23 protein-coding genes and 1 riboswitch are annotated in these 22,345 nt (G+C 44.2%); of the genes, 16 read left to right on the top strand and 7 right to left on the bottom strand.

Going from position 1 to position 22,345, the window contains the following annotated elements; genetic code table 11:
- The first annotated feature begins 871 nt into the window (after window positions 1-871).
- Both G9Q97_RS08970 and G9Q97_RS08965 read left to right on the top strand, forming a co-directional pair.
- Window positions 872-2,020 carry a cellulase family glycosylhydrolase gene (locus G9Q97_RS08970; protein WP_166145849.1) on the top strand — a complete coding sequence of 383 codons (1,149 nt, stop codon included), beginning with the start codon at window positions 872-874 and terminating at the stop codon, window positions 2,018-2,020.
- Window positions 2,013-2,789, top strand: coding sequence for an alpha/beta fold hydrolase (locus G9Q97_RS08965; RefSeq protein WP_166145846.1), 777 nt, complete (start codon window positions 2,013-2,015; stop codon window positions 2,787-2,789). The genes G9Q97_RS08970 and G9Q97_RS08965 overlap by 8 nt, the downstream gene beginning before the upstream one ends.
- Here the strand turns inward: G9Q97_RS08965 and G9Q97_RS08960 are convergent.
- Window positions 2,779-3,540 carry an SDR family NAD(P)-dependent oxidoreductase gene (locus G9Q97_RS08960; protein WP_166145843.1) on the bottom strand — a complete coding sequence of 254 codons (762 nt, stop codon included), beginning with the start codon at window positions 3,538-3,540 and terminating at the stop codon, window positions 2,779-2,781. The two genes, G9Q97_RS08965 and G9Q97_RS08960, sit on opposite strands and share 11 nt — an antisense overlap.
- A gap of 267 nt (window positions 3,541-3,807) precedes the next feature.
- Between G9Q97_RS08960 and G9Q97_RS08955 the strand changes: the two genes are divergently transcribed.
- The 10 genes from G9Q97_RS08955 (at window position 3,808) to G9Q97_RS08910 (ending at window position 10,321) form a co-directional block, all read left to right on the top strand.
- On the top strand, window positions 3,808-4,392 hold the full coding sequence (locus tag G9Q97_RS08955) for a sigma-70 family RNA polymerase sigma factor (protein WP_166145840.1): 585 nt from the start codon (window positions 3,808-3,810) through the stop codon (window positions 4,390-4,392).
- Window positions 4,393-4,402: 10 nt separating this feature from the next.
- Window positions 4,403-4,675, top strand: coding sequence for a hypothetical protein (locus G9Q97_RS08950; protein ID WP_166145837.1), 273 nt, complete (start codon window positions 4,403-4,405; stop codon window positions 4,673-4,675).
- 167 nt (window positions 4,676-4,842) lie between these two features.
- Complete coding sequence (locus tag G9Q97_RS08945) at window positions 4,843-5,586, top strand: flavodoxin family protein (protein WP_166145834.1); 744 nt, start codon at window positions 4,843-4,845, stop codon at window positions 5,584-5,586.
- Between the two features lie 193 nt (window positions 5,587-5,779).
- A complete protein-coding gene (locus G9Q97_RS08940; RefSeq protein ID WP_166145831.1) occupies window positions 5,780-6,487 on the top strand; it encodes a hypothetical protein in 708 nt (235 codons plus the stop codon).
- Between the two features lie 28 nt (window positions 6,488-6,515).
- Window positions 6,516-7,055: a YceI family protein gene (locus tag G9Q97_RS08935; RefSeq protein ID WP_166145828.1), complete on the top strand. Its 540-nt coding sequence runs from the start codon at window positions 6,516-6,518 to the stop codon at window positions 7,053-7,055.
- 9 nt (window positions 7,056-7,064) lie between these two features.
- Window positions 7,065-7,796, top strand: coding sequence for a BamA/TamA family outer membrane protein (locus G9Q97_RS08930; RefSeq protein WP_166145825.1), 732 nt, complete (start codon window positions 7,065-7,067; stop codon window positions 7,794-7,796).
- Window positions 7,797-7,805: 9 nt separating this feature from the next.
- On the top strand, window positions 7,806-8,828 hold the full coding sequence (locus G9Q97_RS08925) for an ATP-grasp domain-containing protein (protein ID WP_166145822.1): 1,023 nt from the start codon (window positions 7,806-7,808) through the stop codon (window positions 8,826-8,828).
- Window positions 8,813-9,022 (top strand): GDCCVxC domain-containing (seleno)protein, encoded by a 210-nt coding sequence (locus tag G9Q97_RS25020; RefSeq protein WP_166145819.1) that lies wholly within the window; start codon window positions 8,813-8,815, stop codon window positions 9,020-9,022. Before G9Q97_RS08925 ends, G9Q97_RS25020 begins: the two co-directional genes overlap by 16 nt.
- A gap of 281 nt (window positions 9,023-9,303) precedes the next feature.
- The gene (locus tag G9Q97_RS08915) at window positions 9,304-9,810 is read left to right on the top strand and encodes a DUF4833 domain-containing protein (RefSeq protein WP_166145816.1); all 507 of its coding nucleotides are present in this window, start codon (window positions 9,304-9,306) and stop codon (window positions 9,808-9,810) included.
- 4 nt (window positions 9,811-9,814) lie between these two features.
- Window positions 9,815-10,321: a DinB family protein gene (locus tag G9Q97_RS08910; RefSeq protein WP_166145813.1), complete on the top strand. Its 507-nt coding sequence runs from the start codon at window positions 9,815-9,817 to the stop codon at window positions 10,319-10,321.
- 485 nt (window positions 10,322-10,806) lie between these two features.
- Here the strand turns inward: G9Q97_RS08910 and G9Q97_RS08905 are convergent, their stop codons facing one another.
- From G9Q97_RS08905 to G9Q97_RS08895, 3 genes are all read right to left on the bottom strand, one after another.
- Complete coding sequence (locus G9Q97_RS08905; protein ID WP_166145809.1) at window positions 10,807-11,556, bottom strand: DUF547 domain-containing protein; 750 nt, start codon at window positions 11,554-11,556, stop codon at window positions 10,807-10,809.
- 223 nt (window positions 11,557-11,779) lie between these two features.
- Entirely contained in the window at window positions 11,780-12,190 is a 411-nt protein-coding gene (locus G9Q97_RS08900; protein ID WP_317168740.1) for a rhodanese-like domain-containing protein, read from the bottom strand.
- Window positions 12,191-12,361: 171 nt separating this feature from the next.
- Window positions 12,362-12,877, bottom strand: a complete 516-nt coding sequence (locus G9Q97_RS08895; RefSeq protein WP_166145803.1) for a DinB family protein — start codon at window positions 12,875-12,877, stop codon at window positions 12,362-12,364.
- 224 nt (window positions 12,878-13,101) lie between these two features.
- Here G9Q97_RS08895 and G9Q97_RS08890 point away from each other — a divergent pair, with 224 nt between their 5' ends.
- The 3 genes from G9Q97_RS08890 to G9Q97_RS08880 all read left to right on the top strand — a co-directional run bounded on the left by G9Q97_RS08890 (window position 13,102) and on the right by G9Q97_RS08880 (window position 14,736).
- The gene (locus G9Q97_RS08890; protein WP_166145800.1) at window positions 13,102-13,863 is read left to right on the top strand and encodes an alpha/beta fold hydrolase; all 762 of its coding nucleotides are present in this window, start codon (window positions 13,102-13,104) and stop codon (window positions 13,861-13,863) included.
- 41 nt (window positions 13,864-13,904) lie between these two features.
- Entirely contained in the window at window positions 13,905-14,081 is a 177-nt protein-coding gene (locus G9Q97_RS08885) for a carboxymuconolactone decarboxylase family protein (RefSeq protein WP_166145797.1), read from the top strand.
- A 445-nt stretch (window positions 14,082-14,526) separates the two neighbouring features.
- Window positions 14,527-14,736: a YgaP family membrane protein gene (locus G9Q97_RS08880; RefSeq protein WP_166145795.1), complete on the top strand. Its 210-nt coding sequence runs from the start codon at window positions 14,527-14,529 to the stop codon at window positions 14,734-14,736.
- A 59-nt stretch (window positions 14,737-14,795) separates the two neighbouring features.
- Here the strand turns inward: G9Q97_RS08880 and G9Q97_RS08875 are convergent, their stop codons facing one another.
- Window positions 14,796-17,297 (bottom strand): zinc-dependent metalloprotease, encoded by a 2,502-nt coding sequence (locus G9Q97_RS08875; RefSeq protein WP_166145792.1) that lies wholly within the window; start codon window positions 17,295-17,297, stop codon window positions 14,796-14,798.
- 105 nt (window positions 17,298-17,402) lie between these two features.
- Between G9Q97_RS08875 and G9Q97_RS08870 the strand changes: the two genes are divergently transcribed.
- On the top strand, window positions 17,403-18,539 hold the full coding sequence (locus G9Q97_RS08870) for an NAD(P)/FAD-dependent oxidoreductase (RefSeq protein WP_246255544.1): 1,137 nt from the start codon (window positions 17,403-17,405) through the stop codon (window positions 18,537-18,539).
- A 65-nt stretch (window positions 18,540-18,604) separates the two neighbouring features.
- On the opposite strand, the gene G9Q97_RS08865 is transcribed toward G9Q97_RS08870, so the two are convergent.
- Together G9Q97_RS08865 and G9Q97_RS08860 are read right to left on the bottom strand one after the other, a co-directional pair.
- Entirely contained in the window at window positions 18,605-21,010 is a 2,406-nt protein-coding gene (locus G9Q97_RS08865) for a TonB-dependent receptor (protein ID WP_166145789.1), read from the bottom strand.
- Between the two features lie 86 nt (window positions 21,011-21,096).
- Window positions 21,097-21,193: riboswitch (TPP riboswitch) on the bottom strand.
- Window positions 21,194-21,242: 49 nt separating this feature from the next.
- Window positions 21,243-22,310, bottom strand: coding sequence for a fatty acid desaturase family protein (locus G9Q97_RS08860; RefSeq protein ID WP_166145786.1), 1,068 nt, complete (start codon window positions 22,308-22,310; stop codon window positions 21,243-21,245).
- Window positions 22,311-22,345: the final 35 nt, after the last annotated feature.

Genomic DNA, 22,345 nt, shown 5'->3' with positions numbered 1-22,345 from the left:
AGCTATTTGATGGTGGCTATTATATAGCTTCCTTGAACGATGTTTTTTCGTTCGCTCTATCACCAAAAGGGTTGACACTCTACTATGATTCTGAAAAATCCATGCTTTTCCAACCCCAATAAGTGGTAGTTTTAATTAACAAAACAATCAGTAAAACCCAACAATGATGAAAAGAATATTTACCAGTACTGGGTGAAGTATGCTAATCACTCAACTATTTTCGGAGTCAAAAACAGAAAAGACCCGCCAACAAGCCATTTGTAATGGCTAATCGGGTGCATTTTAAAACCTATTTTTTTAGGCTTGTTCTTTGGTTTCCGGCATTTCAAATGCCTCGTTTCCGTAACCAATCAGACACCTGGGATGTAGTAACAAACACCCAGTTCGGGTGCTGGTAATTCATGAAGATCGGACATCTCTTTGAGGTATCTCCATGGTATTTTTTTAACCACATAGTTACATAGTTCACATAGGGGGCTTTCATCAGAATTAGGACCCCTCTGCAAATTCTGCTTTCGCCGCAATAAGCTATGTGGCCTATGTGCGCTATGTGGTTAATTCTTTTGCGTCCTGGAAATTCAGGAAGATTAGACATCTATTCGAGGGATCTTTATGGTGTTTTTTAAACCACATAGTCACAATAGTTCACATAGGGTGCTTTCATCAGAATGATGACCCCCCAGCAAATTCTTGGTTTTGCTGAAAAAAACTATGTGTCCTATGTGCGCTATGTGGTTAATTCTTTTACGTCCTGGAAATTCATGAAGATTAGACATCCAATAAAAAGGACCACTGGTTTTTTGGCATTTATTTTTTATTTTGGCTCCTGGTAATTCAATGCCGAATACAAACCAAATAACCTGTTAAGCCCATGTCGTTCCCATCCAATTCCAGAAGAGATTTTCTCAAAAAGTCCACCCTCCTCACCGCAGGTATAGGACTCTCCCTTCAGCAGAGCAGCTTCGCAGCAGCCAAAAACCAATTGCCGCGCTGGCGGGGCTTTAATTTGCTGGATTTTTTTAATCCGGATCCGGATAAGGGACGCAAAAGCAAAGACGACTATTTCAAATGGATGGCCGACTGGGGTTTTGACTTTGTCCGCATTCCGATTTCCTATCCCAGTTACCTGGATTTTGACCGCAGCAAGCCCATTACTCCCGAAGAGGTGATGCAATTTGACGAAAGCAGGCTGGAAGAAATTGATACGCTGATCGATAAGTGCCACCAACAAAAGCTGCATGTCAGCCTGAACCTGCACCGGGCACCGGGCTTCTGCATCAATGCCGGGTTTCAAGAACCCTACAATCTCTGGGAAGACGCCAAAGCACTGGATGCTTTCTGTGCCCACTGGGAAATGTGGTCCAGGCGATATAAAAATATCTCTTCCAAAAAGCTAAGTTTTGACCTGGTCAATGAGCCCTTTAAACGGGAAAATCCAAACGATCAGCACTCTCCCGGAGGGCCGGTACCGATAGAAGAATACCGGAAAGTGGCTCAGGCAGCGCTGAATACCATCAAATCGGTCAAAAAAAACCGCCTGGTCATTGCCGATGGAAACGGGGGCGGGGGCATGGCGGTGCCCGAACTGGCGGACCTTGACCTGCACCAGAGTTGCCGGGGTTATTTCCCCATGCACATTTCCCACCACAAGGCCTCCTGGGTGTACAAAGATCCGGATAACCTGAAAGAGCCGGTTTGGCCCGGCATGCACAATGAGAAATATTACAGCAGAGAAGACCTGGAGAAACACTATGCTCCCTGGGTCGCCTTGCTCGAAAAGGGCGTGGGTGTACATTGCGGGGAATTGGGCTGCTACAACAAAACCCCCCACGATGTATTCTTGTCCTGGTTTGAAGACATACTAGATATCCAACATGCCCATGGGATTGGTTTTGGTCTGTGGGAGTTTTCGGGTACTTTTGGGGTATTAAACTCTGGCAGGGAGGATGTGGAATACGAAGATTGGAATGGAGAAAAACTGGACCGTAAATTATTGAACCTACTGATGAAATATGCCTGATATAGCGTTTTGGAAAACAGGTAAAGGAAAGCCGCTGGTTTTGTTGCCGGGTTTTGGTGAAACCAAGGAAATGTGGCAGGAATTTGTGCCTGCAATTAGTGATGCATGTGAAATATGGTGCCCTGATCTACCGGGTATTGGAGAAAGTTCAGCCCTCAAACAGGAATTTTCGCTACAAGATGCAGCACTGGTTTTGGCGGATTGGCTCCGTTTACATGGAATCGAAAATGCCAGCCTGATCGGGCATTCGCTGGGAGGCTATATAGCCCTGGAGATGGCAGCCAAAACAGCTGCAAAACCAAAAGCCCTTGGTTTCTTCCATTCTACAGCCTTTGCAGACAGTCCGGAAAAAAGAGTAAACAGAGACAAGACCGCTGAGTTTATCGAAAAACATGGAGCTCCTACCTTTATTCAGTCCTTTGTGGCCCCCTTGTTTGCAGCGAAAAACCGGGAAACCTGCCAGGCAGAGATTGAAGCGTTGATCCGAAGGGGTAGCCAAAACAGCAAGGAAAGTCTGATCGGCTATACCATGGCCATGAAAAACCGGGCCGACCATATGGCTACATTGGCACAGTTTAAAGGCAACAAACTCATGATCTGTGGTGAGCAGGACCCTGCTGTGCCCCTGGAAGCCAGCCTGAAACACCAGCAGGCAGTTACAGCCTTTCACCAGTTGCCGGATTGCGGGCATATGGGCATGTTTGAAAAACAAGTTGAATCCCAAAGCATAATCAAGGATTTTATGCAGTCCCTCGCTTTCAATAGGTAGCCCTTCCCCCGGATAAATCAAAGATGAAACCTGTGGTAAAACTGGCTTCATCCGAACATATCCAGCAGGCAATGGCGGCAGCTTCTTCCACCGTACCCAGGCGGTGCATGGGGATTTTGGAGGCCATGTATTCCAATTGTTCCGGAGCGGTATCGGCATTCATGGGGGTCCTGATCACTGCCGGTGCCAAACCATTCACCGTGATGCCCGTGGTAGCATACTCCTTCCCCAGCGCTTTTACCAGACCAATCACGCCTGCCTTGGTAGCCGAATACCCGACCATGTTCGGGTTTCCTTCTTTTCCGGCAATGGAGGCAATCAATAATATCCGGCCTTTACCACTTTTTTCCATCCAGGTCAGGGCATACTTGCTGGTTAAAAAAGACCCCTTTAGATTGACACGATAGATTTCATCAAAAGCTGCCGTAGGATAATCGGTGATTTTGGTCTGGGTAGGACCAACAATGCCTGCGGAATTGACCAAAATATCCAGACGACCAAAGTGTTCGACTGTTTCCCTAAAAGCTTTTTCTACCGAAGCTTCTTCGGTAATGTCTACGATGGTGGCTTTTACCGGAATCCCTTTTGCCCGCCATTCGCTTTCCAGGGCTTTCAACCGGGTTTCCTTAATGTCCCATAGCGCAAGGCTGGCTCCCTCTGCAGCCATGCGCGCTGCAATTGCCTTACCTATTCCATCGGCTGCGCCAGTGATCACAGCCACCTGATCGGTATATCTTTTTTTGGTATCCATCAAATTCGTTATTAGGTTTGTTTTTCTAAAATAAGAAAATACTGTGAAATCATCAGAAAAAGCTGCTTTTTTTAAATCAGTTTTACTTTTAAACCGATTACCTCAATGTCGTTTTCCGAAATACCGAATTTACTACGGAGATAGCTTTTGCATAAGTCTATTTTATGCGGTTGATAAAAGAATTAAAAGGTAAAAAAAATTGATTAGTGGGGAATTTTATATTTAATTGGGTAATTCATAGCGAATTCCGTTACCTATCGTTTATTTATGGAAAAAAATCCCAGGGAAGTATCCAAACATGCGGTAGTCAGTGGATGGGTGGACGCCCATGGTGACTATCTATACAGTTGGGCCTATCATAAAACAGGCAACCGTGAGGTAGCGGAGGACCTGGTTCAGGAAGTTTTTCTGGCTGCTGTAAAAAACTTTGAAGGATTCAAAGAAAAGAGCAGTGCCAAAACCTGGCTGCTGAAGATTTTAAACAATAAAATCATCGACCACTACCGGAAGTCTGCCAAAAAAACCGTGCATTTGGATGATCAGGCATTTCAATTTACCGAAACACTTTTTAATGCCCATGGAAACTGGAAAGCCAATGGCCTGGAAGATGCCTGGTCGAACGATACGCACTTATTGGACGACCCTGCCTTTAATGATGTGATGAACGTCTGCATGGAGGATCTCCCTCCCAGATGGCGGCTGGCGGTAATCTCCAAATACATTTTTGATAAAGAAACACTTGAAATCTGTCAGGAACTGGAGATCAGCAAGACTAATTATTGGCAGGTGTTACACAGAGCCAAACTGCTGCTGAAAAAATGCCTCGAAGTCAATTGGTTCGGCGCTAACTGATCCCTTTCCTATGAATCTAGAAAAAATCATGACCAAACTGTTTCTTTCCTGTAAAGAGGCTACTTGTCTGATTGAGAAACAATCGGTATTCCCGCTTACCTTTAAAGAAAAATGCAGGCTCTACGTGCATGTAAAGATGTGTGTGGTGTGTAACCTGTACCGGCACCAAAGTAAAACCATTGAGAAGGCCCTTTCCAAATGGATCAACTCGGAAGGAGCTACCGGAGACCTACTGCCTCCTAAAACGAAAGAACGGATTATTGAAAAAATAAAAGAAGATTAAAATTTTTTGTCAGGAAACACCTGGTTTTCCGACTATTCTATCAGCAATTAAGATAACCAACAATTATCCTGGCTGATGGAAATTTAGTGAACAGACCGTTGCCTTTTTAACGGTCACCCTTTTAAATTTTTTCTCAGTTTCAGGATGGTCCCTTGAATCAATCAAACATGAAACTGAATACCTTTCAACAACAACTTAATCAGGACAGCCCCTATGATTTTTCGGGGTTAAGTGCCATTTTTCTCAACTGCACCTTAAAAAAATCTCCGGAGCAATCCCATACCGAAGGGTTGATTCGAATGAGTCAGGCCATCATGGAAGCCAATGGGATTCGGACAGAAATAATCCGGCCGGTGGATCGCCGGATTGCTTTTGGGGTCTATCCCGACATGACCAACAAGGGCTGGGAGGTGGATGATTGGCCTCCCATTCAGCAAAAGGTAATGGAAGCGGATATTTTGGTCCTGGGCACACCAATTTGGTTGGGAGAAAAATCATCTGTTGCCTCCATGGCCATTGAAAGGCTATATGGGTTTTCGGAAGAAATGAATGAAAAAGGACAGTATGCCTACTATGGAAAAGTGGGTGGTTGCCTGGTGACCGGAAATGAAGATGGTGTCAAGCATTGCGCAATGAATGTCCTCTACTCACTCCAGCACCTAGGGTATACCATTCCTCCGCAAGCCGATGCCGGATGGATCGGCGAGGCCGGGCCCGGGCCCTCGTACCTGGATAAGGGATCCGGCGGACCTGAAAACGACTTCACCAATCGTAATACCACTTTTATGACCTGGAACCTGATGCACCTGGCCCAAATGCTGAAAAAACAAGGTATTCCAGCTTACGGAAACCAGCGAACAACCTGGGATTCCAGAGAGGTGAAAGATCATCCAAATCCAGAATACAGATAATAAAAGACAAACTAAAATATCAAAATCATGAAAAAAAATAGTTGCTATCGTATTGATTGTTCTCGGCCTGGCAATGATTGTCATGGGCATTGGGAATTTTATGATTCCTCCAGCTTTGACCGGGATAGGCTTTATCGCCATTGCATATGTTTTTATTAAAGAAATTCAACACAAAAACTTTGAAAAATAACTCATGAAAAATCTATTGAAATTTTACCTGTTTCTCACTGCTTTCCTATTAGCTGTCAACTGTGTGAAGGCACAGGATGCTACTATACCAAAAAAAGAGGCCAATTTTGATCTTGCACTTGGTATGGGAGAAAACAGCAGTTTTTCTTACGCCTTGTCCTGGAACCAAAGCCACGGCATGTTCTCCTCCAACAAATTTCGACTGGGATATGGTCTGCGATTCTCCGGATTTACCGGTAGTGAACTGAATTACATTACCGCACCGGCAGACCTTACGGGGGATGAGGCCACCATCGATACCCTGCTGATCAGTAATCCCCATACCCTTGGCTTAAGTGCATTGATAAACCTGCAATATCAACTCAGTTCGAAATTTAAGATTGGATTTAATATTGATGCCATTGGATTGGGTTTTGGCAGTACCAGTGATGGCCGGTTTATTTCTTCGGAAAATACCGGACAATACCCCGAAATGGTGAAAGCCAGTCCCAGTTCCTTTAACCTCCTTTTGGTTGGGGATAGAGACCTCGGGCAGCTAAAATCGGAATTTTACGTCGCTTATGCCCTATCAGAAAAAACCTGGCTCAGGGGAGGCATGGACATGACCTTTACCGAATACACCACCAACCAGGAACTTACCAACGCCAACGATCGATTCAGGTACAAGCCCGTACTTGTTTTTCTTGCTGTCTCCTACAACCCCTTTAACTAATCACTAACTCCATTTAAACCTAATTACCATGAAAATATCATTCTTAGTAGTACTTTGGTTTTGGACCCTCAGTCCTCAACCCGGAGACAGCCATGCAATATGGGAAGGAACTCAGGAAGAATCGCATATCAAATTTAACATAAGGAATCTGGGACTAAATGTAGAAGGTGTGTTCGAATCCTTCACCACCCAAGTTGACTATGATAATAATCAGCCTTCAAACAGTCGCTTTTCTGCAGAAATAGCCGTTAGCTCCATCAACACAGGGATTAACAAGCGTGACAACCACCTGAAACAAGAAGAATACTTTCACGTGGAAAAGTATCCAACCATCAGCTTCCAATCCACAAGTGTAAATACTTCAGGCTCAAATAAACTAAAAGTTAAAGGTGACTTAACTATCAAAGGGAAAACACTACCCATTGATTTGGAAGTAAACATTTCGGAATCGGGAGGAAAAACTGCTTTTACCATCTCTGGCCAGTTGGACCGCCGGGATTTTGGGGTAGGTGGCAGTAGTTGGGTCATGTCTGACGATGTGTATTTGGATCTGTATGTAGAAAATTAAGTGGAATTGATGGAAAAAAACCAGGCATTGTATGAATTTTCGGCATTTACCATAAACAGTAAAAGTTATTTGAAATTGGAAAACGATACCTATATGGGCATTTCCCTGCAAGGGCAGTGGCTGCAGCCAGAGTTTCCAGAAAATGAACCCCTATTTGATGATATAAACATCACAAATGGCAGGAGGGGTTATAATTACCTAAGCCTTGGGCCTTCTTTTATGTGGGACAGGAGAGATCATATCCTCTCGCCTTCTGAAGGAAGTTTTCTGGAGTTTACGCCCACATTTGGGTTTGGCCAATCGGACCAGGAACCCATCTATTTTGGATTGGCCAGCCTGGATATACGGGATTATTGGAAACTAAGCGAAAATTCCACCTGGGCCAACCAGTTTGTTGCCCAATTTTCGATGGGTCAGGTTCCTTACCGGGTATTGCCCACCCTGGGAGGCCCCTTTCTGCACAGAGGCTATTATCAGGGAAGGTTCCGGGACAGACACCTGATGATCTTACAGTCTGAGTTTCGCCAGCACATCATCGGAAGGTTTGGGATAGTGGCCTTTGCCTCCGCCGGCCGGGTTTATTCCAATGTAAGCAATGATTTGGTAAAGGACATCCACCTGGCTGCAGGCGGGGGGCTAAGGTTCAGGATCAGCAAAAACGACCGGACCAATGTCCGCTTTGATTATAGTTTCACTCCGGATTCCAACGGCTTTTACATTTATTTCGCGGAATCTTTTTAACTTTCTCTGATGCCCAAACTAACAAACTTTATCACCAAACTTCTACACTGGGAATTTTGGCCCACCTGGATCGTCTATTTTCCGTTATTTTTCTACTACCTTTGGCTATCCTTAAAAGCCAGGAGCCTATTTTTCTTTACCACAGCCAATCCTGATATGGAAAAGGGCGGACTCTACAATTGCAGCAAATACAAACAACTGAAGCACCTTCCTGTTGAACTAAAACCTACGACCCTATTCGTAAAATCCGGATCCAGGCTACCCCTGATACGCGCCAAATTACAGACGCTTGATCTGGACTTTCCTATCATCGCCAAACCAGACAGGGGGGAAAGAGGAAAGGGCGTTGCCCTGCTGAAAAATCTTTCCCAGCTAAAAAAATACATGGAGGATAGCCCAACAGATTTTTTAATCCAGGAATACATCTCAGACCCTTTTGAAGCCGGCCTTTTTTACTATCGATTCCCGGATAAACATTCCGGAAAAATTCCCTCTATTGTGTTGAAAACCTTCCTCTCAGTCACCGGAGATGGTAAATCGACACTAAAGGAACTGATACAGCAAATTCCCAGGGCGCGGCTGGTGGCCAACAAATTGTTGAAAAGAGAAGATGTAAACCCTCAGGAAATATTACCCTCAGGTACAAAAAAATTACTGGAACCCATAGGCAACCATAACAGAGGGACCGAATTTTCTAATGGCAACCAATTTGCCAACCAGGAACTGCTGTATTTTTTTGATGCCTTGAGCTACCATCTCCCCCATTTCCATTATGGGCGCTTTGATCTCAAGGCACCCTCGCTGGAAGATTTCCTCAAGGGCCATGGTATCAAAATTTTGGAGGTGAACGGTGTAAATGCTGAACCAGCACATATTTATGACCCGAAAGGCAAGTACTTAGATGCCATCAATACATTGTTCAGGCATTGGAAAATTATTTTCCTGATCAGCAAAGGAAACCGGCAGGAAGGTTTTTTACCTGCTACATTTGAAATGGCGTTAAAAAATTTCAGAGAATGGAAGCAAAACTAAAATCAACCCTCACATGTCCAAACTGCGGACACCAAAAAGAAGAAACAATGCCTATTGATGCTTGCCAGTATTTTTATGCCTGTGAATCCTGCGGTAAGGTGTTAAAACCCAAGAAAGGTGACTGTTGTGTGTTTTGTAGCTACGGTACTGTAAATTGCCCACCCATGCAGGAAAATGGGGGGCAATGCTGTTGAAACTATTCTTCATTTCAGGCTGTGGACCTATTTATTAAAACGAGAACAATTATTTTTCATACATCCCCATGCTGTTCTTAATATAAGTAAAAGATATATTGCCCATTATATATTTTATGATACCCTATTTTAAAAGATTTTAATATTTAATTTTTTATTTTTAGAAATAGAAACTTCCCGGAAAACAATCTAAACGTATCAATGGCTTAAAACCGGCAAAATTTGTTCATGATTTTGTCAGGATGAGCCGAACTATCCGACTAATAGAATGGAAAGAAAAAATGAATATGTTGATACGGTTTTCCTGGCTATTTACTTTGCTGTTTATCCACTGGTATTCATCAATGGGTCAACAGGTTCTTTTTACCATAGAACGAAGCCTGAACGAGGACCAAATTGTCTACTTTCTTCATCTGAACGAAAATGGGCTGCCTAAAAAAGGTGAGCCGATCAGCCTAAAATGGCTGGACAACGAAAAATCGGGTGGGCTGGTGCCAGTAAACTGGATCAAGAAGAAATTCGGTTATGGTTTAGACATCATACAACAGGAGGAAGATAAGGTGAACTTCAAATTCGTTTCCTATGATAAAAAGGTTTTTACACTGAAAAAAGATGCTTCAGGAAATTACGGCGTTTTTGGGAAAATAAATGATAAGCGAATGAAAATCAGACATATTTATTTAAAAATGGAAGGTGGAACCTTCTGGAATCCAAATATTACAGAAGTAGCCGTAATGGGCTACCATGAATTGGCCAATACCCATGTAAAAGTAACCTTTAACCCCTAAATCCATGCAAGTTGAATGTCAGGAAAATCTCAAAAGTATTTCCGCCTTACTGAGAAGCCTAAATGAGGACCAATATCAATACCCCTCCACTTATTTGTCAGGAGCTACCATTGGGCAGCATATCCGACATATCATTGAGTTTTATACTTGTATTACCAGCGCCTTTACCGAAAATTCTCCGGTAAATTTCGATGCGCGGAAAAGAGATCCTGCTTTGGAGAAACACCCCTTGGAGGCCATTAAGGCCATTGACCGGATCATTGACTACCTGGAAACCCAAAAAATCCTGGGAAATACGGCACTGCTGGCAAATTATACAGTAGATGAATCGGAAACTTGTAGCATTCCCTCTTCTTTCCAGAGAGAATTGGCCTATTGTCTGGAACATAGCATTCACCACCAGGCCCTGATAAAAATCGGTCTTTTAGAACAGGGATTGCCTGAACTTATATGTCCTGATTTTGGGGTGGCCCCATCTACCATCAAATTTCGCATGGCCAATGACAGCTGAAAATGCATAAATACTTTAACCTGGAGTCCCTGGAAGGAAGTTTTCATTTGGCAGATGGAAATGAATTTGAAAAAACGCTAAAAGATACGGAGAACCACCTCAAGTTCTTTTGGAATTTTGGAGCTGTACCTTTAAAATTTGCTATCGATGGACAACAGCTCATGCTGCAGCCCAATCGGGGTTTGGAAAACCTCAAAGGTCAGGATGACTTTAACCTTTGGGGTCTTTGGGACCCCGAAGGTTTTTTCGTCTTCGCTTCGAGTCAGACCTTCGGGGTTGGAAAAACCCCAAAGGTCAGGATGACTTTAACCTTTGGGGTCTTTGGGACCCCGAAGGTTTTTTTCGTCTTCGCTTCGAGTCAGACCTTCGGGGTTGGGAAAACCCCAAAGGTCAGGATGACTTCAACCTTTGGGACCCTGAAGGTTTTTACGTCTACGCTTCGAATCAGACCTTCGGGGTTTGGAAAACCCCAAAGGTCGGGGAATCTATTCATTCAAACTCCAGTCGTAGTCCTTAAAACTGATTTTGGTATTGGGGTCCAGGGGACTATTTGCGTAGCGGTTGATAAATGCTATCAAGCTGCCATTTCTGGTAAAATCCTCCTTAAACCAGGAAAATATACTGGATATTTCATTCCTTTCCAGGTCATTCTGGTTGGGATCGTTGATAAATTCCTTGGTAACCTTCTTCAATTGAACTTCCAGTTTATCTGCGGTAAAAGCGCGGTTTAAAAGCTTGGGGCAGGATACGGACGCACAATTGATGGCAAAGTGAATCCTCGGTTCTTCAAACTCCTTCCTCAGAATTTTATGCTCAATTTCATCGAGACTGGATGGCTTTCCGCCAATTTCAAAAAACTCCAGGTGCCAGACGGTGTTTACCAAAGGGATTTTTAAGGAAGGACCTATATCCTTAATGCTTTCTACCGGATAGTGATCGATGACCAACTTGATGGTAAAGGCGTTGTAGGCATTGATCCAATAAGCGAGTTGCTCTTCTTCTGACCAGAGGCTACGATCCGGGGGACGCTCACTAAGCAGCCGAAGATACTTGTCTAAGTTCTCCTCATCCCTGATAAACCCCTTGTAATCCACCATCCCTTCCTCGTCTACATGTTGCTGCAGCAAGGCATCAAACAGGTCATGGGAGGGCGGTTCGGTATTTTCACCTCCCAGCTGGGAATGACCACAGGAGATGTTAAACAAGAAAAAGACGATTAGAATGACGGATTTCATATGTTTACAATTGTGTTTTCAGCGGTCATATGCCCGCCAGGATGATGCCAGTCGGACAGGGATCTCGCATGTTGGTTAATCATCCCTCCGAGTGTCGCTTGCGTCATGCCTGTCTGCCTCGGGCAGGCTCGATTTCATGTTTGATTTGTAAGATATTCGTTAAGGAATATTTTCTTATTCGGCGGCAACTGAGCGATATGCTATGGATTATGACAGCAAAAATTCAATACACCTTTTTTCCCCTCTCCAGCCACAGACCCCACATTTTATTGTAGGTATGCACCCGATCGGTCTGAATAGTGTCGGGTGTAAAAACCGGATTCTCCTCGTTGACCCAGTGAAAGATCCCTCCATACAAATTGTATACATGTTGGTATCCGGCCGCCTTCAGTTTTTTGCCAATTTCCTGACTTCGGGCCCCAATGGAGCAATAAACCACAATGGTCTCGTCCTTTGAAATTTCGGACACCGCGTCCATCGAAAAAGTTTCGTACCCTACCCATTGGGCTGATTCAAGGTGGCTAACGGTATATTCCTCCCGTTCACGGGTATCCAAAATCACCGCCTCCTCCAGCAAATCTTTCTGCTCGGGATAGACCAGGGGAAAATCCTTGTCATAGGTGGTCTTCAGCAAGGTTTTAAACGGCAGGCTTTGCGAAATTGCTGGAACTGCAAAAAAAGTCCAGATAATAAAACAAATTAACCGTGGAAAGGATGCATTCATGGGTTGATAACACAGGTTTCCAGGCAATAATTTCCCAAAAACAGCAAAATATTACCCTATTGACATCTTTTAGCGGGACATCTACCAGCCAACATAGCCGGGTGCCGATACCCCCTTCATTCGAAGGTATACCAGGCATTGGGCGCGGTGATGGGCCTGGTGATCACGCAGCAGGTAAAAAATATTTTCCTTGGTCATTGAAACGCCCCCGAATTCAATTTCCTCGTTTAACAAGGAACCGGAGGCATTTCGTATCAAATCCAGCACATGGGCATTGGCCTGATCCAGAATTGCCAATACATCTGCTTTATTGAAGCCGGTAGCATCATCTTTACGGTAAAAATTTTTACGATCACCGGTAATGCGTGAAGTCAGCATGCTGATATTATCTGCCACGTGAAGCCATTGCTCCTGAAACGACATGGCACCCTCTGCTGGTCTGAAATCGTAGTTCACTTCCGGCATGGCTTCCGCCACGGCTTTCGAATAGCTTAGGTTTCGTTGCCAGACTCCGGCATACTGTTTTTCAAAATATTCCTGTGCATGTAGATTCGTTCCAGCCATAATCAGTAGCAGTACCATCAATCGAACTACCATATATCATCCTTTTTGTAGCCATGCAATAAACTGAACTTTTGATTAAAATCCAATTGGGATTACCGCAAACCCAAAACTGCGGCAAGATAAACTTCGTTATCCATTACAAAAACATTTGCATGAGAAAGAAAAACACTGCTGGGATAGGTATAATAGTATTCTTGTTAGGAATATGTACCGGATGTTTTTCATTCCGTGAAAGTGACCATTCCCTAAATCACACCATGGCTAAAGCAGGCTTACCCTATAAAATTCACTACGATCCTACCGGTACGCTTAGGTGGCTATTGTATAAAAATGAAAAAGCCGAAGTTCCGCTGTTGCTTTTTATCCATGGGGCACCAGGCTCTTCCTCCTCATTTTTGCCCTACCTGAAAAATGAGCGTTTGCGCGAGGCTTATTCCATCCTGATTGTAGACCGGCCCGGTTACGGCTACTCTTCTTACGGCGATTATCAACCTATACCCATCCAATTCAGCACCATCCAGCATATACTTCGCTATTCTGGGATAGATTCGAATGTGGTTACCATAGGCCATTCTTTTGGCGGTACCATTGCCGGGTATATGGCCATACAAAATCCGGATTGGCTGAAAGGTACCATAATGATCGCCCCAGCAATAGACCCGAAGCAGGAAAAGTACCTATGGTTCGGCAAGCTGGCACTTTATAAAAGCACGCGCTGGCTTACCCCTCGTTCTATACGGGTGGCTGCAGATGAAAAATATAGCCACGAAGATGAACTCAAAACGTTTATCGCAGATTGGGGACGAATTCGCATACCGGTGCTCCATATCCATGGAGATGCCGATGGACTGGTACCCTATGGCAACGTAGCCTTCTCCGAAAATAATATCCCCAATAAATGGCTGGAAATAAAAACCTTCGAAAATAAAGGGCACCTAATCCCGTTTACGGAACACGAATCCATTGTGGACGAAATCATCCGTTTTGTTTCCAGCCTGAAAACAACTTCTGGCGAGTGACTTTTTCTATGTATTAATTCACCAAGTTGGCCAAATCGGTCATGGAAAATGTCGGAAAAATAGACGACAAAGTTCTGGAAAATTTCTTTGAAGCAGGATATTACAAGGAAAAACTGGTGGATAGCATAGTGGCCATTGGCGAAAAAGCCATTACCAACATGCTGCCTAATGTCACCAAGATTCCAATAGATTTTCCTGAAGCCGCTCCTTTGAATTAAAACTGAAAACTTATTAAAAAATTCATTAGTTATACGGCAGATTAATTGGAAAAATGCCATCCTTGCAGGAGCAATAGCAGTACACAGGGAGGAAAGCGATCATGTGGATGATAAAAAAGCCAGGGTCAGTCGTTTTACCCAAAGCCTTGAAATAACCGGAGATGTGGACTAAGCCCAGCGAAAAAGACTTTTGGAAATTGCCAATAAATGTCCGGTACACAGGACTTTAGAAGAGGACATTGTCATCGACACCAGCTTTAAAGACCATCCCAATGAAAAATAAGTGGATCTTATTCCCAAATGTGACCCTTGTCACCTTTTACCATGGTATGAATAGGTAAATTTAGTTAATGAAAAAATTGCTCAGGTTAATTCTGGTCTGCCTCCTTTGTCTTTCCATTATTTATGGCCTGGTAAAGTTAATTATTCACTTAAACACATCATCATGAAAAAGAACATGGGTACTACCGATAGGATTGTCAGAACCATCATTGCACTGGTGGCCATTTACTTGTATTATACAGGAGCCGTAACTGCTACCCTGGGTATAGTTTTAATCGTGGTTGCCGCCATATTCCTGCTGACCAGCCTGGTTAGTTTTTGTCCCTTGTATACCTTATTTGGGCTGAAAACCTGTACCACCAGGGAAGAATAACCCCAGCTCATAAATAACAAGCCAGGGTTATTGGTTGAAGTTTACTTTAACAAGGATTTTCATTCAGGATCCAAAATGCCTTTGATCCTTTCCAGGCTGTCTTCCAGGTGAATCTTGCTCATCCTGTCGGAAGTCCTGGGAATGGCCTGTTCAAGCTGACCTTGTAGGGTTTTGAGGCTTGCCCTTGCCGCCGGGCGGATATCCGACTGGGAAGCATTCAGGGATGCGGCAGATCTCCCGCTGGCATCATCGGTAAGCAATACCTGCAGTCTTTCAATATGGGCCCGTTGCAAACTCCTGCGGCTTACGTCAATGGATTTTCCACCAGGTAATTCCGACCATATTCCTTTTCTCAGATCCTCCATTAGCTCCAGCAGGCCATAGGCCTCCTGACCGTTGATGGCCTCATTCTCCATCACACGGCCCAATCTACCCCATTCCAGAACAGCATTCAGGGTGTTTACCTGCAACTTTCTGATGCGGTCCAGCAGCCCGAAATCTTCAATTCTACTGGTAATGGCAGTATCGCTGAGCCAATCCTGGCTGGCAAACAATTCCCTGTTCAAAAAAGCCATGGCCTCCTTTTGGGTAGTCTTATTTACATGGGTATATACCGGCTCATCCTGTGCGGCAGCTTTATAGATTTCATATACGCCTCCTATATTGGTCTTTACATGACCCATATACCGGTTGAATTGCCCCAATACCTGACCATATAATTCTTCCAAATCACTGTAATCCTTAAATGGCTTGTCTTCATCGGCAGTCCATTCGATCAGGTTTGGCAGTATCCTTTTCAGGTTTTTGATCCCATATTCCGAAGCTTTCATGGCATTATCGCCCAGGTCCTCACTTTGGGTACTGGGATCATAGGCATTGCCCTGCCTGCCATATCTAAAAACAGGATCACCCTTTTTCTCTACAATCCACTGGTCCAGAATAGCCTGCTCCTCTTCAGGCGTATTGGCTTCGGGAATAGGCCTGTAACCCCAGCCTACTGCAAATTTATCATAAGGGCCTACTTCGGGGTACAAATGCACCCCCTCATCCTCTGGCTGAGCAATATAATTGAAACGGGCATAATCCATGATGGATGGGGCGGTTCCATATTCGGCCGTAAACGTTGCCGAGCGCAGGGAATCTACCGGATAAGCAAAGGAAGAAGCAAAATTATGGGGCAATCCGAGCGTATGTCCGACCTCATGTGCCGATACAAAACGGATCAGGCGGCCCATCACCTCATCCTTAAATTCTGTACCTCTTGCCTCCGGATTGATGGCAGCCGTCTGAACAAAAAACCAGTTGCGCAGCAGGTTCATCACATTGTGGTACCAGCCTATATCCGATTCAATGATTTCACCAGAACGGGGATCTGATACATGTGGACCATAGGCATTTTGTATGTCTGAGGCAAAGTACCGGATTACCGAGTACCGGGCATCTTCAGGATGCCAATCCGGATCTTCCTCCTTACTAGGGGCATCTTTGGCTACAATGGCATTTTTAAATCCTGCTTCTTCAAAAGCCACATTCCAATCCTCAACTCCTGCCTTGAGATAGGGTACCCATTTTCGGGGAGTGGCTGGATCAATGTAATAGACAATTTGCTTTTTGGGTTCAACCAATTCACCGGCTTTGAATTTCTCCAGGTCTTCCTCCTTTACCTCAAGCCGCCAACGATCCAGATAGGTCCTTTTTCTCGCCTTTTGGGCATCTAATCCATAATCTGTAACCCCTGTGCTGAACCAGCCTACCCGTCGGTCTGCCAAACGCTGCATCATGGGCTCCTCCGGCAACAATACCATACTGCTGTTCATTTCTACGGTTATCAATCCCGTGCTGGCATTGGAAGGAGGCTCGGAAGCAGCATAAGTAAGCACATATCTTGCCTCTATATTGGTGGGATAGGTACTTATTCGTTCCAGGTAGGTCCGGTCTGTATCCAGTCTGGATACTTTATACTGCTTCCGACGGCTATTTTGCAAGCCCAGTGCCTGAACATCCTTCGAAAAAAGATCGGTTACTTCAATTACCCAACCTTTGTCATCCTTACCCCTTGCCTCCACATCAAAGCGATAAAGAATGGGTTCCAGGTTGGAATTCCTAACTGCATCATAAATCGGCAGGGAGTCAGCGGCGGTGTTGGAATAGGAAACCACCTTGAGTAAAATGTTCTTGTCGTTTTTGTCCCAGCGCAACATTTGGGTATTGGTCCTTTCACCTCCATAGCCGATTCCCGTGGCCGTTTTGGCGATAGTAGTAACCATCAACATCTCCCTTCCCAGCAAATCTTCCGGAATTTCATAATAGTATTTACCTTCTACATTATGAACGATAAAAAGACCACTTTTTGAAATGGCCTTATCAGTAATGACATCACTGTATGGCTTTAAACCATCTTTCGTTTTAGGCTTTTCCTCCTCTTTTTCGGCTTCCTTTTTGTCCTTTTTCTTAAAAATCCATTGTGCCTGGGCCTGATCTGCTAAAATAAGGTTTAAGCCCAGGGCTGCACAAATCAACAAAAAAAAGGAGATCCTGAAATTCGGGATATGTTTCTTCATTATAATTTGATTTAATTGAATGCCGAAATTAAAGTTTTAAATTGAAACCAATACTAAATTTTTACCAGAAATAAATCCGAATACCTTAAACCATAAGGATAGATAATGGTTAGATCTTCGAACATGTTTGAAAACCACATTATAATCGTAGGAGGAGGTTTATCAGGTCTTACTGCTGCCTATCTTTTGGCCAGGCAGGGCAGGAGTGTGTTGGTAATTGAAAAAAAGGCTTATCCCTTCCACCGGGTCTGTGGGGAGTACGTTTCCAATGAAGTAAAGGATTTTTTGGTCAAAGAGGGGTTATTTCCATTCGAGCATTATCCAGCCAGCATCAATCATTTCAGGTTAAGTGCAGTAAATGGTGATCAAGCAGACTTCCCTTTGGAACTGGGTGGCTTTGGCATCAGCAGGTATATTCTCGACAACCATTTCTACCAAAAATGTCTGGGGGAAGGGGTAAAATTTCTCCAAAAAACCCAGGTAACAGCTATTCAATTCTTACCTGAAAAACAACACTTCATGGTGGAAACCAGTGAAGGGTCATCACTTCCCGCAGCCTTTGTACTGGGAGCATATGGAAAAAGGTCAAGAATTGACAAGCAACTCAACAGAGATTTTGTCCAGCAAAGAAGTCCGTACATCGGGGTCAAATACCATATAGAAATAGCCGATCAGGAAGACCATATAGTAGCCCTTCACAATTACAATGGGGGTTATCTGGGGATCAATAAGATTGAAAATGGCCGTTTTAACCTTTGCTACCTGGGCAGCAGGGAACAACTCAAGGCTACGGGCAGTATAGGGGCCATGGAAGAAAAACATTTATTTGCCAATCCCCATATCCGGGAAATATTTAAAAAAGCTCATTTTTTATGGGACAGGCCTGAAGTCATCAATGAAATCAGCTTTGCGACCAAAGCTCCGGTAGAAAACAACATCCTGATGCTTGGAGATGCCGCAGGCATGATTACCCCACTTTGTGGTAATGGTATGGCCATAGCCATACACACGGGCAAACTGGCTGCAGATGCCTTCCTGAAGCACAATAAATTAGCAGACATTCAGCAATCCTATCAAAAAAATTGGAAAGCTTTTTTCCAGTCCCGTCTAAGATTGGGCAGGAATGTTCAAAAACTTTTCGGTGCCCCTGTGGTATCTTCCCTCGCTGTTGGTCTGCTGAAAAACTCCTCTTTTCTTTCCAAAAGACTAATTCGCCAAACCCACGGAAACCCTATCCGGTAAAAAGAAACCCCAAAAGGTAACCTTTTGCCTTTTGGGGTTGGAAAAATCAATCCTACCTGGGATTATCAAAACCGGATGGAAACACCGCCCAGAAAATTGGTGCCCGCCATGGGATAATAGTAGTTTTCAGTTACCAGTTCCCTGCCATTGGCCCCTTCATTTGGTACAAAATAGCTAAAAGTATACCCATTTGGTTCGTACAATTCATTGAAAACATTGTTCACCTTTAATGAGAAATTCAATTCCCTAACCCATCCGGGGGACCAGTTATAGGACAGCCTGAGGTCAGTGGTCCAGAAAGGGTCAAGACTTCTGTCTTCTTTTTGTGTATTGTCCAGGTACTGCCGGCCCACATATTTGTTAAGCAGACTGATTTCCATATTTTCCAGAGGCCTGAAATCGATGATAGCACTACTCACCAGGCCAGGGGAAAAGGCAATATCCGTGTCCGAATAGGTGGTGCTTTCCTGACCTGCGAAACCCCAATTTTCATCATATACGTCATTGTATTCTGTAAAGGAATCGATCTTGTTTCTGCTCAGGGCAATGTTTCCACCAAGGGTCCATCGGGGCGCCACCACCACTGCGGCATCCAGCTCTATACCGGCCCTGTAGCTACTAGCCACATTTTCACGGATATATGCCCCAACATCATTTAGCTGACCTGTAAGTACCAGCTGATCCTTGTAACCCATATAATAAAGGTTGGCACTGTACTGATACCTGGTCTTATTTACCCTGAGTCCTGCCTCCACATTATTCAATTTTTCCGGTCTGGGGATTTCAGTCAAGGGGGAATCCGTAAAATCCGCACGTACTGGCTCACGATTGGCCACTGCATAGGAAGCATAAAGGGTTTTCCCATTTCCTGTTTCATAGGATATCCCCAATTTGGGATTGAAGAAGTTATAATCCTGGCTACCAGAGATATCCCTGAGATCACTGTTTATCCCGTTAAAGCGGTAATAAATATTCCGCCATTGAAGGTCTGCAAACAGGTACAGCCTGTCTTGTACTTCGTAGGTAGTTTTCAGATACAGGTTACGGTCATCTTTTACCGCTACATTGTCATAATACCTGTCTCTGATGTTGGTACCACCAGTGACTCCCATCCAGATGATTTCGCCAAAATGGTCCCCATCATACCGGTTGGCTCCCCCACCCACAATGGCATCCAACTTGCCATCAGTGGAAACGTAGTTGAGCGAAAAAACGGCTCCATAAAAATCATTGTCCAGCCATCTTCTACGAATGATATCGGTACTGTTGATCAGCTCATTGCCAATGGATATGGGCTCAATCCCATAATTATCTGGCAGGTTGTCGTCAGGTCTGAACTGTTCGTAGTATCCCTGGCCCTGAGTGTAGTGCAGCGCAAAGTTGGCTTTCATGTTGCTTCCCCAATTCCCCGCGTAAATGAATTGGTAATGGTCTTGCTGGTAATTATCCGTTTCATTTTCATAGGTATAACCATTGTAGGTGCGGTTGCTCTTAAGCAGGTTTTCGGGCACACCATTCCATGCCTGATAGGTTTGTTCCGATCCGGAGAAAACATTGACCTTGAATACATGGTCATCGCCAAAATATCCTCCCGAAACGAAATAAGACTTCAGATCGGAAAATGCACGGTCTATATACCCATCGGAAGAAATTCTGGAAAGCCTTGCATCCACAGCCCATCTATCGTTGATCAGGCCTGAACCTGCCTTGACCGTATGCTTTCTGGTATTGAAGGAGCCAAAGGAGTGGTCTGTTTCTGCATAGGCTTCCTCCTTTTTGGTATCGGTTTGGATATTGAGGCTGGCACCAAAAGTAGCCGCACCATTGGTAGAGGTACCCACTCCTCTTTGAATCTGTATGTTTTCTACGGAAGAGGCAAAATCGGGCATATTGACCCAGAACACACCATGAGATTCTGCATCGTTTAGGGGAATACCATTCACGGTAACATTGATTCTGGTCTGGTCAGTGCCCCGGATCCGCAAACCTGTATATCCCACACCGGCTCCGGCATCTGAATGGGTTACAATGGAAGGGGTATAATTGAGCAGCAAAGGCAAATCCTGGCCGAGGTTGTTTTTTGACAGTGCTTCTTTGTCTATCATCTGGAAGGTAGTAGGAGTGGTGGCCGATGCCCGGGTACCTGTCACGATAAATTCCTCGGTGGTCAGGGTCTGGGGAATCAGGCGGATGAGAAGCGATTTTCCGGAAGAAACCGGGACAGTAAGTCTGTGGGTCTGGTACCCTACAAAAGTTACCCTTAAGGTGTAATTCTCTTTATTCAAACCCTCCAGACTAAATTGCCCTTCCCTGTCAGCGACAGTACCCTTTTCTATTTCTTCGATATAAACATTGGCACCAGGAAGGGGCATGCCATTATCGGCATCAACTATTACCCCTTCAATATGGTCTTGGGCCTGGGCCCAATGGCTTAGCAACAGAAAAACGGCTGCCAGGTACATTCGAAACATAACTTAAATTGTTTTCTTCGGTTAAACATGAAAGGAATAAAGGGGTATTCCTTCTTTTAGTTGTTTACCCAATAGCATTACGTACGATTAGCTATTTCTCATTTCCCTTCGCCGGCACTACCCGGATCAGGTAATATGGGTATGATCTCAGCCCGTGATATTGGGGCACCCCTAATGATCTATTGACAAATGTAAGCGGTAATAATGGAATTGGCAAGCCTGCCAGGAGAAGTTAGGCTTTACCCAGAACCCTCAAGTGTCTGAAATGAGACAAAAAGGCCCATCGGAGTTTCTCATGCTCCAGATAATTGATGTTATAATCCTTACAGGCCTGCTTGATGATTTTGCTGATTGCCGGGTAATGGATATGTGAAATTTTGGGAAAAAGGTGGTGCTCCACCTGATAATTGAGGCCTCCCAAAAACCAGGTCAACAATTTATATCCCGTAGCAAAATTGGCTGTGGTACGGATTTGATGGATCATCCATTCGTCTTCCAGGCTATTGGTAGCCGGAGAGGGTACAGGAAAGGCAGTTTCTTCCAGGCTATGCGCCAATTGAAAAACCATGGTCAGTAAAAGACCGGCAAATAAACTGTAGACCAAAAACCCAACTATCCACTGACTCCACCCCATCATGTACACAGGAATAGCTACAAATAATATCAAATGAATGGCTTTAAAGCTCCAGAAGCTAATGTGGTCAGAAAGTTTCATCTTCTGAATAGGAACCATGCCCACTTTTCTGGTCACATATTTTTTATAATCGGTAAAAAATACCCAATACAAATACAATAATGCATAAGTTAAGGGGAAATAATAATGCTGGAAACGGTGAATTTTGAATTTCTTCTGACTCGGCGAAAGCCTTAAAAAAGACCCGGCATTCAGATCATCATCCACCCCTTCCACATTGGTATAAGAATGGTGTACCACATTGTGTTTGGTTTTCCACATGAACACATTTGCACCAAGAAAATTGATGGAAATGCCAGCCATTTTATTAATCCAGGCTTTATCACTGAAGCTGCCATGGGCGCCATCATGCATGACATTGAAACCAATAAAAGCCGTCAAAGCGCCTAAAACCAAACATTCCACCAAGGCAATGGCCCAATGGGGTGTAAAGAAAACCAGATGGACATATAAAAAGATAAACGACAAAACCATGACCCCTGCTTTTAAGTAAAGTGGACTGTTTCCAGAGCGGGGTAATTTCTTGTTTATGAAGTAGTCTCCAACCCTTTTTTTCAGGTCCTGATGAAAGGAAATGGTAGACTTGGAAAATTTTGGCGTTGCCATATATTATTATTTAAATTGTAATCGGGTGATTGTGA

The organism is Cyclobacterium plantarum (genome assembly GCF_011290685.1).
GTDB classification, from domain to species: Bacteria; Bacteroidota; Bacteroidia; order Cytophagales; family Cyclobacteriaceae; genus Cyclobacterium; species Cyclobacterium plantarum.
This window is presented reverse-complemented; position numbering and strand designations above follow the sequence as displayed.